This window comes from Herbaspirillum sp. Her3, from assembly GCF_057961275.1.
Genome location: NZ_CM176328.1, coordinates 2,545,041 through 2,557,513, shown reverse-complemented (window position 1 = coordinate 2,557,513; position 12,473 = coordinate 2,545,041). Strand labels below are relative to the sequence as shown.

Below are 12,473 nucleotides of genomic sequence, written 5' to 3'. Positions count from 1 at the left end.
GCCCGGCCGGCAACACACACGTCACTACGACAGCGATAAGCCCTAGGCTTTGCGTCCCCAGTAGGACTTGTCATTGAGCATGCCCTTGGGCGTGATGTCCTGGTCGAAGATGGAGGTCGGCAAGGCCACCGTGCAGGCGCAGTTGGGGATGTCGACGATGCCGCCGATGCGCCCTTCCACCGGTGCGGCGGTCAACAGCATGTAGGCCTGGCTGCCGGTGTAGCCGAAGTGGGTCAGGTAGTCGATGGCCTTCAGGCAGGCCTGGCGATAGGCCACGGTGGCGTCGAGGTAGTAGTTCACGCCGTTTTCCACGCTGATGCCTTCGAAGGTCAGCCACTGCTCGTAATGCGGCTTGACGATGCTGGGCATGAAGATGGGCGAGGTGATGTTGTACTTGGCCATGCCGCCCTTGATGAGGTCGAAGCCCACGTGGCTCACGCCATCCATCTCGATGGCGCCGCAGAAGCCGATCTCGCCATCGCCCTGCGAGAAGTGCAGGTCACCCATCGAGAAGCCGGCCCCCTTCACGTACACCGGGAAGAAGATGCGGGTACCCGCCGACAGATCCTTGATGTCGGTATTGCCGCCATGCTCGCGCGGCGGCACGGTGCGGGCAGCGACCTTGGCCATCTCGTCGAACTTGGCACCGGTCAGCCCGCGCAGCACGGCAGTGCCGGGGTTGGGCGGCTGCGCCAGGCCCTTGGCAGCCAGCGGCGCTTCGCGGCGGTTCCACTCGGCCAGCAAGTCATGCGAGGGCAGACAACCCATCAGGCCCGGGTGCGTCAGGCCGGCGATGCGCACGCCAGGGATGTGGCGCGAGGTGGCATACAAGCCCTTCAGGTCCCAGATGGCCTTGTCGGCGTCGGGGAAGTAATCGGCCAGGAAGCCGCCACCGTTTTCCTTGGCAAAGACGCCGGAGAAACCGACCGGGGTCACCGGCTTGATGTCCAGCAGGTCGATCACCAGCAGGTCGCCCGGCTCGGCGCCTTCGACGTGGAAGGGACCGGTCAGGGGATGGGCGCGGGTCAGGTCGACGTTCTTGACGTCGGAGACGTCATCGGTGTCCTGGATCTGCGCATCGAGGAAGTCCAGCGACTCGATCAGGATGGATTCGCCCGGCTTGACCGAGGCCAGGAACGGCAGGTCCGGATGCCAGCGGTTATGGCCCAGTTCGGCCTGCTCTGCCAGCGGGACGCCGGGCTTGATCTTGAAGTGTTGCATGCGATCTCCTTGGTGGTGGGTGTGTGATGACGACCTTGGAACCGTGGGCCTCAGGCCGCCGGCTCGGCGGGAATCCCCGGCATCGGACATTCGGGCGTGCCGGCACTGTTGCGGGTCAGCGCCTCGACCTGGGCACGCGCCGCCTGCGGATCATTGACCCAGGTGCGGTAGAAGTCGAAGGGGCAGTCGGCAACGCCGGCCGGCGACTCGCCCGAATTGATCTTGCCGGTGTAGCCCCGGTGCAGCAGCTTGTAGAGGTGGTTCTGCGACTGCCAGTTGCGGCGCGCATCGCGGATGGCCGAGATCGACAGCTCGGCATACTGGATGCCCATTTCCTCGGTGCCACACTCGCCCAGCGTGCGTCCATCGAAGCCGACGATGGCCGAATGGCCGAAGTAGGAATAGACGCCATCGAAACCGGAGGCATTGGCCACGGCCACGTACAGGTTGTTCATCCAGGCCATGGCCTTGGAGACCATGATCTGCTGTTCCTTGGCCGGATACATGTAGCCCTGGCAGCGCACCACCAGTTCCGCGCCCTTCATGGCACAGTCGCGCCAGATTTCGGGATAGTTGCCGTCGTCGCAGATGATGAGGCTGATCTTCAGGCCCTTGGGACCGTCGCACACATAGGTGGTATCACCCGGATACCAACCCTCGATGGGCGTCCACGGCATGATCTTGCGGTACTTCTGCACGATCTCGCCCTGGTCGTTGATGAGGATCAGCGTGTTGTAAGGCACCTTGCGCGGATGCTCTTCGTGGCGCTCGCCGGTCAGCGAGAACACGCCCCAGACGCCCGCAATGCGGCAGGCTTCGGAAAAGATGGCAGTCTCGTCACCCGGGATGGTGGCTGCCGTCTCGAACATCTCTTCACGGTCATACATGATGCCGTGCGTGGAATACTCCGGGAACACCACCAGGTCCAGCCCCGGCAGTCCCTGCTTCATGCCGACCAGCATGGCGGCGATCTTGCGTGCATTCTCCAGCACCTCGCCGCGCGTATGCAGGCGCGGCATCTTGTAGTTCACCACGGCCACGCCTACGGCGTCGCGGCTACTTGAAATGTCTCCATGTCGCATGGGCTTGCTCCTCTCAAAAGACGGTCAGATCAGACCGACAGATACTTGCTGATGGTGGGCGCATCGACGTTCTCGCGCGTGTCTTCGTAGACGAAGCGACCCTTGTCGATGACCAGGAAACGATCGGCAATCTCCAGCGTGAAGCTCAGCACCTGCTCCGACACCACGATGGTGAGCGCACGGATCTTGCGGATTTCCTTGAGGCTCCGGGCGATGTCCTTGATGATGGAAGGCTGGATGCCTTCGGTCGGCTCATCCAGCAGCAGCACCCGCGGATTGGTCGCCAGTGCGCGCGCAATGGCCAGTTGCTGCTGCTGGCCGCCGGAGAGATTGCCGCCCTTGCGGGTGCGCATGTCGTAGAGCACCGGGAACAACGAATACAGTTCATCGGGCACCTTGCCCTTGGCCGAGGCGGGCAGGCCGGTCTGGATGTTTTCCAGCACCGTCATGTGCGAGAAGATCATGCGCCCCTGCGGCACATAGGCCACGCCGCGCTCGACGCGCTGGTGGCTTTCCAGGCCGCCCAGTTCCACGCCATCGATGCTGATGCTGCCGCCGCGCAGCGGCAGGATGCCCATCAGGGTCTTGAACAGCGTGGTCTTGCCCATGCCGTTACGGCCCATGACGGCGACGATTTCTTCCTTGGCCACCGACAGATCGACGTCGTGGATGACCTTGCTCTGGCCGTAGCCGGAAGCGAGTTGCGAGACTTTGAACATGGCAGGCTCCGAGGGTGATGGGCGTTCAGTGACCGAGATAGACATCGATCACCTTGGGATCGGACTGCACCTTCTCCATGCTGCCTTCGGCCAGGATTTTTCCCTGGTGCAGCACGGTGACCTTGTGCGCGATGCTCTTGACGAAATCCATGTCGTGCTCGATCACCACCACCGAACGGCCCTGGCTGATGCGGCCCAGCAGCTCGGCAGTCTTCTCGCGTTCGGACACGCTCATGCCGGCCACCGGTTCATCCAGCATCAGCAGCTCGGGCTCCTGCATCAGCAACATGCCGATTTCCAGCCACTGCTTCTGGCCGTGCGAAAGCAGGTCGGCTTGGGTATGCAGTTGCTCTTCCAAAAAGATGTCGGCAGCCACCGCCTCCACCCGCGCCACCACATCCGGCGAACGCTTGAAGGTCAGCGCGCCGAACACCTTGCGGCCACGCGGGAAGGACATTTCCAGGTTCTCGAACACGGAGAGGTTCTCGTAGATGGAAGGCGTCTGGAACTTGCGCCCTACCCCCACGCGCACGATGGCGTGCTCGCTCATCCTGGTCAGTTCGTGGTTGTTGAACTTGATGCTGCCGGAGGTGGCGCGGGTCTTGCCGCAGATCAGGTCCAGCACCGTGGTCTTGCCCGCACCGTTGGGGCCGATCACCACGCGCACCTCATTGCGCTGCACGTAGAGATTGAGCTTGTCCACGGCCTTGAAACCGTCGAAGGAGACGGTCAGGTCTTCGATGGCCAGGACCGGGTGGGCATCCGATTCGAAACCGATGGGGTTCTCGCTCATTTGCTGGCCTCCATGGTGGCGCCGGGCTCGATGCCGTCGCGCTTGGTTTCAGGGGTGGATGGACGGGCCGCAGTCTTGGGCGGCTCGGCAGTAGCGGGCGCCACCGGCTTGGGTTCGCCACGCAGCTTCGCCATCAGGCGCTTGCCTTGGGTCTGCCAGAGACCCGCCAGGCCATTGGGGAAATACATCACCACCGCGATGAAGAGACCGCCCATCAGGAACAGCCACAGTTCCGGGAAGGTCTCCGAGAAATACGTCTTGCCGAAGTTCACCAGCAGCGTTCCATACACCGCGCCCAAGAGCGACATACGGCCACCCACTGCAGCAAAGATCACCATTTCGATGGAGGGCACGATCCCGACGAAGGACGGCGACATGAAGCCCACCTGCAGCGTGAACATGGCCCCGCCGATGGCCGAGAACATGGCCGCCGCGCAGAAGACGAACACCTTGAAACTGGCCACGTCATAGCCCGAGAAGCGCACCCGTTCTTCCTTGTCGCGCATGGCCACCAGCAGGCGGCCCAGCTTGGAACCCAGCACATAGCGGCCGAACAGGATGCAGCCGAACAGCAGGCCGGCATTGACGAAATACAGCACCAGCTTGGCGTGGTCGGTACGGATATCCCAACCCATCAGGGTCTTCAGGTCAGTGATGCCGTTCACGCCGCCGGTCAGGCCCTGCTGCCCAATGATGAGGATGGACAGAATGGCGGCGATGGCTTGCGTGACGATGGAGAAATACACGTCCCCCACGCGCCGCTTGAACATCGCCAGACCAATCAGCATGGCCAGCAGGGTTGGCACCACCAGCACCGCAAGGATCGTGAAGGCAAAACTGTGGAACGGCTCCCACATGGCCGGCAAGGCGGTGATCTGGTTCCAGTCCATGAAGTCGGGAATACCCGGTGTGGACTGGATCTTGGTGCTGATGGGGTCGGAGGCTTCGAGCTTCAGGAACATGGCCATGCAATAGCCGCCCAGGCCGAAGAACACGCCCTGCCCCAGGCTCAGGATGCCGCCGTAGCCCCAGCACAGCACCAGGCCCACGGCGACGAAGGCATAAGACAGGTACTTGCCCACCAGGTTGAGCCGGAACATGTCCAGCGTCAGCGGGAACACCACCAGCAGCAGCGCCGCCATCACCAGCAGGCCGAGCGCACCGGAGCGGCCGCCCAACAATTTTTCATAGGCTGCATTCATCATCGGACCTCGCACGTGTTGTTTGATCTGTAGGAAGCGGCCATCACTTGCGCACCTTCACCGAGAACAGCCCTTGCGGACGCAGCATCAGGATCACGATCACCGCCGACAAGGTAAGCACCTTGGCCATGGAACCGGTCAGGAAGAACTCCGCCGTGGATTGGGTCTGGGCAATCGAGAAGGCCGAGGCGATGGTGCCGATCAGGCTTTGCGCGCCACCGAAGACCACCACCAGGAAGGTATCGACGATGTAGAGCGAACCGCTGGTCGGCCCGGTGGAACCGATGGTGGTGAAGGCCGCGCCAGCCACACCGGCCACGCCGCAACCGAGCGCGAAGGTGGTACGGTCGACCTTGCGGGTATTGATCCCCACCGCTCCGCTCATGACCCGGTTCTGCATCGTCGCGCGCACCTGCAAGCCCCAGCGCGAACGGAACAGCAGCACGAAGATGGCACCGGTCAGCAAGACCGTCAGGCCCATCATGAACAGGCCGTTCAGAGGGATGTCGATGGCATCGGTAGGCTTGAAGGAACCCATGAGCCAGTCCGGCAAGGTGGCGCTGACTTCCTTGGCGCCGAAGATGGAGCGGAAGGTCTGCTGCATCGCCAGCGACAGGCCCCAGGTAGCCAGCAGCGTATCGAGCGGACGCTTGTAGAGGCGGCTGATGAGCAGCAGCTCGGTGAGATAGCCCACGCCATACGCCACCGCAAAGGACAGCACGATGGCCGCGAAGAAATAGAACGGCTGCAAGGCCGGTGCATAGGTGGTGGTCAGGTGCGACAGCAGGTAGGTGATGTAGGCACCGATGGTGAGGAATTCACCATGGGCCATGTTGATCACCCCCATCTGCCCGAAGATGATGGCCAGGCCCAGCGCCATCAGCAGCAGCACGCAAAAGACCGAGAGGCCATTGAAGCCCTGCATGGCGAAGATGGCGCCGAATTCGGATAGAGAAACCATGTTGACTCCCGACGGGGCAGAGTTGGAGAGAGGACGAAGGGGCGGCAGCGCCCGCATGTCACAACAGACGCCGCCGCTTTGCTGCACAGAAGGTCGAGGCAAGCCGCGACCGCTTGGGTCGGCATGGCAAAATCACACGCCCACCATTCGGACTGAGTAGCGGCACCAGCCGCGTATCGAAGACGAGAGAACGAAGCGCTCCTTCGACAAGCTCAGGACAGGCTTCGATACGGCCCTGCGGGCCTGCTCAGGACGAACGGGGATGCGACGATTCCACCCAGTTGCCGGACCGCCTTACTGGTAGCCCTTGGGGAAGGGGTTCGGCTCGATCAGCTCGGACTCGTAGACCACCTTGAACTGGCCATCCTTCTGCGCCTCGCCGATGCGGGTCTTGCTCCAGAGGTGATGGTTTTCGTGGACCTTGACGTAACCTTCCGGCGCGGTCTTGAGTTCGATGCCGGGCGAAGCGGCCACCACCTTGTCGACGTCGAAGCTGCCGGCCTTTTCCACCGCTGCCTTCCACAGCCAGGGGCCGAGATAGGCCGCCTGGGTGACGTCGCCAATGACCGAATTGGCGCCGAACTTGGCCTTGAACTCGGCCACGAATTTCTTGTTGTTGGGGTTGTCCAGGCTCTGGAAATACTTCATGGACGCAAAGAACCCTTCCACGTTCTCGCCACCGATGCCCAGCATTTCATCCTCGGTCACCGAGATGGTCAGCAGGTTCTGGGTCTTGGCGGTCACGCCGGCAGCCTTCAACTGCTTGTAGAAAGCCACGTTGGAGCCGCCCACCACGTCGGCGAAGATCACGTCCGGCTTCTTCAGCTTGATCTTGTTGATCAGCGAACCGAACTGGGTATTGCCCAGCGGGTAGTACTCCTCGCCCACCACCGAGCCCTTGAGCACGTTTTCGATGTGCTTGCGGGCGATCTTGTTGGAGGTGCGCGGCCAGATGTAGTCCGAGCCGACCAGGAAGAAGGTCTTGGCCTTCTTTTCCTTGGCCACCCAGTTCAGGCCGGCCAGCACCTGTTGTGTCGCCTCCTGCCCGGTATAGAACACGTTCTTGGATTGCTCCAGGCCTTCGTAGAAGGTCGGGTAGTACAGCAGGCCGTTGTCCTTCTCGAACACCGGCAGCACCGCCTTGCGCGAGGCCGAGGTCCAGCAGCCGAAGACAGCTGCCACGCGGTCGTTCTCCAGCAGTTTCTTGGCCTTCTCGGCGAAGGTCGGCCAGTCGCTGGCACCGTCTTCCTGGATGATCTTGATCTTGCGGCCGAGGATGCCGCCCATGGCATTGATCTGGTCGATGGCCAGGCGTTCAGCCTGGATCGAACCGGTCTCGCTGATGGCCATGGTGCCGGTAGCCGAGTGCAACTGGCCCACCGTGACTTCGGTATCGGTGATGGCCAGCTTGGTGGTATTGACCTTGGCGGTCGGATACTGCTGGGCCGAGGCCATACCCGGCAGGGCCGCTGCTGCCGCACCGGCGGCCAGGCCCATCAGGATCTTGCGGCGCGGGAACGAGGGAGGGTTGGAAGACGAGGAATGCGACATGCGGTACTCCTTTCGGGCGTTGTTGTTGGACTCGGTCTGGGCCATCGTGGCGTCATGCAAGCGATGAAACGAAGGCCCCGGCGAGGGACTGCCCGCAAGGTGAGAAAGATGCGTACCGCACCTGCCGTCTGCCCTTCGTTCTGGGAGGCAGAATAGGTTCGCCGGTGCAGCGCAACAATACGTTGTTTGACGTAAGCCCCCTACTGGTGCGGCACACCGGCCTGCACAGCTTTCGCCCATGGCTTGCCTGCTGTTGGTGCGCACTGCCGACGCACGGCGTCGGGATGCAGCGACAGCGCTTGCAAAGGTCGCTACGTTTTGGTGAATTCCCATGCGATGCCATGCGGCATCTACGTCATTTGACGTATGCCCTCGCGCTGCGAATGGTTTGAAAATTGCTTGACCATAAACACGTGCAACGCAGACCGTGTGCGCCGCAACGAGCCTGACAAGGCACTGACGACAACGACCTTCCGGATCCCTGACCTCACCAAGAGCCAACGTGACCCTTCCCGCCACACAACGCATCGTCAAGGTCCGGCGCGACTACAACACCTGGGTCGCCAACGAGACCCTGGAAGACTACGCGCTGCGCTATACGCCGCTGTCCTTCCGCCGCTGGTCGGAATTCCGCCTGGCCAACACGGCCCTGGGCGCGACCTCCTTCCTGGCGCTGGAAGCCATCAGCGGCGCCATCACCCTGAGCTACGGCTTCACCAATGCCTTCTGGGCCATCCTGTGCGTGATGGTCCTGTTCTTTGCCACCGGCCTGCCCATCAGCTACTACGCCGCCCGCTACGGCGTGGACATGGACCTGCTCACGCGCGGCGCCGGCTTCGGCTACATCGGCTCGACCATTACCTCGCTGATCTATGCCAGCTTCACCTTCATCTTCTTCGCGCTGGAAGCGGCCATCATGGCCCAGGCCATCGAGATCTATTTCGGCCTGCCGCTGGTGTATGGCTACGTGCTCTGTTCGCTCATCATCATTCCCATGGTGGCCTACGGCATCACCCTCATCAACCGCCTGCAAATGTGGACCCAGCCGCTGTGGCTGGTGCTGCTGGTGCTGCCCTACGCCTGCGTGCTGTACAAGGAGCCGGAAGCGCTCTCCAACCTGGTGAGCTTTGCCGGCCGTGCCGAGGAAGGCAGCTCCTTCAATCTCACGCTCTTCGGCGCGGCCGCCACGGTGGCCTTCTCGCTGATCGCACAAGTGGGTGAACAGGTCGACTTCCTGCGCTTCCTGCCACAGAAGACCGCCGCCAATCGCGGCCGCTGGTGGAGCGCATTGTTGCTGGCCGGCCCCGGCTGGATCCTGCTGGGCGGCGCCAAGATGCTGGGTGGCACGCTCCTGGCCTTTCTCGCCATCCAGCATGAGGTGCCGATGGCGCGCGCGGTCGAGCCCACCCAGATGTACCTGATCGGCTACCAGTACGTATTCGGCAACCCGGCCCTGGCGCTGGGTGCGGTGGTGCTGTTCGTGGTGGTCTCGCAGATCAAGATCAACGTCACCAACGCCTATGCCGGCTCGCTGGCCTGGTCCAACTTCTTTGCGCGCCTCACGCACAGCCATCCGGGCCGGGTGGTGTGGCTGGTCTTCAATGTGTTGATTGCCGTGCTGCTGATGGAACTGGGCGTCTTCAATGCGCTGGAACACGTGCTGGCGCTCTACAGCCTGGTGGCCATCTCATGGATCGGTGCGGTGGTGGCCGATCTGGTCATCAACAAGCCGCTGCGCCTGAGCCCGGCGCACATCGAATTCAAGCGCGCCCACCTGTATGACGTGAACCCGGTCGGCGTGGGCTCAATGGCCGTCGCCACCCTGCTCTCCACGCTGGCCATGTCGGGCGTGCTGGGCAAGACGGTGGCGGCCATGGCACCCTTCATCGCCCTGGGCACCGCATTGGTGACGGCCCCGCTCATTGCCTGGGCCACCGGCAGCCGCTACTACATCGCCCGCCGCGATACGCTGTCCGAACAGAACTATCGCCCCGTCACCCCCGGCCAGGCACAACCGGTGCTGGCCTGCGTGATCTGCGGCAATGCCTTTGAAACCCCGGACATGGCGCACTGTCCGGCCTACCAGGGCGCCATCTGTTCGCTGTGCTGTTCGCTGGATGCGCGCTGCAAGGACCGCTGCAAGACACCGCGCGCGCGACTGCCCAATCAGATCCTGCACACCCTGCGCCAGCTGATCCCGGCGCGCTTCGCGGTCAAGCTCAATACCCGCCTCGGCCATTACCTGAGCGTGTTCGGCCTGCTGGCGGGTGGCCTGGCGATTGTGTTGTGGATGCTGTATTTCCAGCAGATGGCCGATCTCTCCGGACTGACGCTCTCGGCCCCGGACTCGCTGCGGGGCGTCTTCATCAAGCTGTTCTGTCTTTTGCTGGTGGTGGTCGGCGTCGGTGCCTGGTGGCTGGTGCTGACCAACGAAAGCCGCGCCGTCGCCCAAGAAGAATCGGAACGCCAGACCAATCTGCTGCTGCAGGAAATCGAAGCCCACAAGCAGACCGACGCCGAACTGCAGCGCGCCAAGGAAGCCGCCGAGTCCGCCAACCTGGCCAAGAGCCGTTTCGTGGCCGGCATGAGCCACGAATTGCGCACCCCCTTGAACAGCATGCTCGGCTACGCCCAGATCCTGCACGTGGACGCCACCATTCCGCCCGCCCGCAAGGAAGCCATCGCCATCATCCGCCGCAGCGGCGAACATCTGCTGAGCCTCATCGACGGCTTGCTCGACATCGCCAAGATCGAGGCCGGCAAGATGCGCCTGGCCTCCGACGAACTGGCGCTGGAAGCCTTCCTGGAACAGATCGTCGGCATGTTCGCCCCGCAGGCCGAACAGAAGGGCCTGCAGTTCCGCTTCGAGAATAGCGGGCGCCTGCCTCAGATCGTCCATGCAGACCAGAAGCGGCTGCGTCAGATCCTCATCAACCTGCTGGGCAACGCCGTCAAGTTCACCGACCATGGCGGCGTCACGCTCAAGCTGCGCTATGCCCGCGAGATCGCGTATTTCGACGTCATCGATACCGGCATCGGCATTGCCGACGACGACCTGGAACGCATCTTCCTGCCCTTCGAGCGCAGCAGCGCGGCCAACCTGCGCGAAGACATCGGCACCGGCCTGGGCCTGGCCATCAGCCGCATGCTGGTGCACATCATGGGTGGCGAACTGAGCGTGCAGAGCCGGGTCGGCCAGGGCAGCAGCTTCCATCTGAAGATCTACCTGCCCGAGGTCCACGTACCGCGTCCACGGCTCAAGCTCGAAGACCAGATGTCCGGTTACACCGGCCCCTCCCGCCACATCCTGGTGGTGGATGACCAGGCCTCGCAACGCCGCCTGCTCAAGGACATGCTCATCCCCCTGGGATTTACGGTGAGCGAAGCCGACAGCGGCCTGGCCTGCATGGAGCGGCTGGCCCACGACGTACCGGATCTGGTCTTGCTGGACATCGCCATGCCGCAGATGGATGGTTGGAGCGTAGCGCGCGCCATCCGTGCGCGCGGACTCACGCAACTGCCCATCCTGCTGGTCTCGGCCAATGCCTTCGAGAACCTGCATGAGCGCAACGAACCGCCGCTGGTGAACGACTTCGTGGTCAAGCCGGTGTCCTACAACGAATTGCTGGCCAAGATCAGGCAGCATCTGCAACTGGATTGGGTGGCCACGGCCGAACCCGCCGCGCAAGCGGACACGGTACAGCCACCCGCCACACCAGCGGCGCAGCCACTGATGCTGGTACCCGCGCAAGACAAGCTGGCCGCCCTGCTGGAACTGGGCAGCATCGGCTACGCCAAGGAAATCCTGCGCCAGCTCGACGCCATGGAGCGCCAGCACCCCGCCTACCTGCCCTTCACCACCGAGCTGCGGCAACTGGTCAAGCAATTCCGATTGAATGAATACGTCACCCGCATCAAGGAGCTGATCCGACATGATCTCAACGACGTTCGATAGACACGTGGTGCTGATCGTCGATGACATGCCCGACAACCTGGCCATGTTGTCCGACGCGCTGGATGAAAGCGGCCACATCGTCCTGGTCGCCACCGATGGACTGGCGGCGCTGGAGCGGCTGGACCACATCACGCCCGACCTGATCCTGCTGGACGCCATGATGCCCGGCATCGACGGCTTCGAGACCTGTCGCCGCATCAAGCTGGTCAAGCGCGTGACGCACGTACCGGTGGTGTTCATGACGGGACTGTCAGAGACCGAGCACGTGGTCCGTGGCTTCGAGGTCGGCGGCATCGACTACGTGACCAAGCCGATCCGCCCGCAGGAGGTGGTGGCGCGCATCGGCGCCCACATTCGCACCGCGCGCATGATGACGCAAACGCGCGGCATGCTGGAACATGCGGCCCATGCAGTGATCGTGCTGGGCGGCAATGGCTTGCCGATGTGGCAGACCAGCAAGGCCTCGCAATGGCTGGAAAAATATTACGGCCCGGCCGCACCCACCAGCCACAAGCTGCCTGCGCCCTTGCAGGTCTGGCTCAACGAACAGCTGGTGCGCCAGCGCCAGGGCGAAAGCCTCGACCAGGTGCCGCCGCTGATCGTGCGGCACCAGCAAGATGCCTTGCACATCACCCTGTCCGGCCCCGGCCAGGGCCATGGCGTGAGCCTGGTGCTGGAAGAAAAGACCGCGAGCGCCGCCCTGCGTACCGACGAAGGCATAAGCCTGCCACCCACGCTGGAAAGCTGTCGCCTGACCCCGCGCGAGAGCGACGTACTGCTGTGGCTGGGCAAGGGCAAGACCAACCGCGACATCGCCGAGATCCTCGGCATGAGCCCGCGCACGGTCAACAAGCACCTGGAACACATCTTCGTGAAGCTGGGCGTGGAGACACGTTCGGCGGCAGCGGTGCTGGCCAGCGCGATGGCGAGCGCACCGGCCAGCGGCAGCCAGTTGCTGCAATAACGCATCTCTGCGGCTAGTGCTGGTT

General features: G+C 63.1%; 9 protein-coding genes. 2 read left to right on the top strand and 7 right to left on the bottom strand.

What is annotated here, in order from left to right:
- Positions 1-42: 42 nt before the first annotated feature.
- From fmdA to urtA, 7 genes are all read right to left on the bottom strand, one after another.
- A complete protein-coding gene (gene fmdA / locus ACVC5H_RS11720; RefSeq protein WP_489622458.1) occupies positions 43-1,221 on the bottom strand; it encodes a formamidase in 1,179 nt (392 codons plus the stop codon).
- 50 nt (positions 1,222-1,271) lie between these two features.
- On the bottom strand, positions 1,272-2,303 hold the full coding sequence (locus ACVC5H_RS11715) for an aliphatic amidase (protein WP_489622457.1): 1,032 nt from the start codon (positions 2,301-2,303) through the stop codon (positions 1,272-1,274).
- 29 nt (positions 2,304-2,332) lie between these two features.
- Positions 2,333-3,022 carry an urea ABC transporter ATP-binding subunit UrtE gene (gene urtE, locus ACVC5H_RS11710; protein WP_008329487.1) on the bottom strand — a complete coding sequence of 230 codons (690 nt, stop codon included), beginning with the start codon at positions 3,020-3,022 and terminating at the stop codon, positions 2,333-2,335.
- A 25-nt stretch (positions 3,023-3,047) separates the two neighbouring features.
- The gene (gene urtD, locus ACVC5H_RS11705; RefSeq protein ID WP_008329490.1) at positions 3,048-3,815 is read right to left on the bottom strand and encodes an urea ABC transporter ATP-binding protein UrtD; all 768 of its coding nucleotides are present in this window, start codon (positions 3,813-3,815) and stop codon (positions 3,048-3,050) included.
- Entirely contained in the window at positions 3,812-5,017 is a 1,206-nt protein-coding gene (gene urtC, locus ACVC5H_RS11700; RefSeq protein WP_489622456.1) for an urea ABC transporter permease subunit UrtC, read from the bottom strand. Before urtC ends, urtD begins: the two co-directional genes overlap by 4 nt.
- A 43-nt stretch (positions 5,018-5,060) precedes the next feature.
- On the bottom strand, positions 5,061-5,978 hold the full coding sequence (gene urtB / locus ACVC5H_RS11695; RefSeq protein WP_058895830.1) for an urea ABC transporter permease subunit UrtB: 918 nt from the start codon (positions 5,976-5,978) through the stop codon (positions 5,061-5,063).
- Positions 5,979-6,272: 294 nt separating this feature from the next.
- Positions 6,273-7,529, bottom strand: coding sequence for an urea ABC transporter substrate-binding protein (urtA, locus tag ACVC5H_RS11690; protein ID WP_008329498.1), 1,257 nt, complete (start codon positions 7,527-7,529; stop codon positions 6,273-6,275).
- Between the two features lie 502 nt (positions 7,530-8,031).
- On the opposite strand from urtA, the gene ACVC5H_RS11685 reads away from it, so the two are divergent.
- A complete protein-coding gene (locus tag ACVC5H_RS11685; protein ID WP_489622455.1) occupies positions 8,032-11,484 on the top strand; it encodes an ATP-binding protein in 3,453 nt (1,150 codons plus the stop codon).
- Positions 11,462-12,448, top strand: a complete 987-nt coding sequence (locus ACVC5H_RS11680) for a response regulator (RefSeq protein ID WP_489622454.1) — start codon at positions 11,462-11,464, stop codon at positions 12,446-12,448. The genes ACVC5H_RS11685 and ACVC5H_RS11680 overlap by 23 nt, the downstream gene beginning before the upstream one ends.
- Positions 12,449-12,473 lie beyond the last annotated feature (25 nt).

Bases quoted from the DNA above. Each gene is read 5' to 3' on its own strand.
- urtB (WP_058895830.1), bottom strand. From the start codon at position 5,978: ATGGTTTCTCTATCCGAATTCGGCGCCATCTTCGCCATGCAGGGCTTC.
- ACVC5H_RS11715 (WP_489622457.1), bottom strand. From the start codon at position 2,303: ATGCGACATGGAGACATTTCAAGTAGCCGCGACGCCGTAGGCGTGGCC.
- urtE (WP_008329487.1), bottom strand. From the start codon at position 3,022: ATGTTCAAAGTCTCGCAACTCGCTTCCGGCTACGGCCAGAGCAAGGTC.
- urtC (WP_489622456.1), bottom strand. From the start codon at position 5,017: ATGAATGCAGCCTATGAAAAATTGTTGGGCGGCCGCTCCGGTGCGCTC.
- urtD (WP_008329490.1), bottom strand. From the start codon at position 3,815: ATGAGCGAGAACCCCATCGGTTTCGAATCGGATGCCCACCCGGTCCTG.
- urtA (WP_008329498.1), bottom strand. From the start codon at position 7,529: ATGTCGCATTCCTCGTCTTCCAACCCTCCCTCGTTCCCGCGCCGCAAG.
- fmdA (WP_489622458.1), bottom strand. From the start codon at position 1,221: ATGCAACACTTCAAGATCAAGCCCGGCGTCCCGCTGGCAGAGCAGGCC.
- ACVC5H_RS11680 (WP_489622454.1), top strand. From the start codon at position 11,462: ATGATCTCAACGACGTTCGATAGACACGTGGTGCTGATCGTCGATGAC.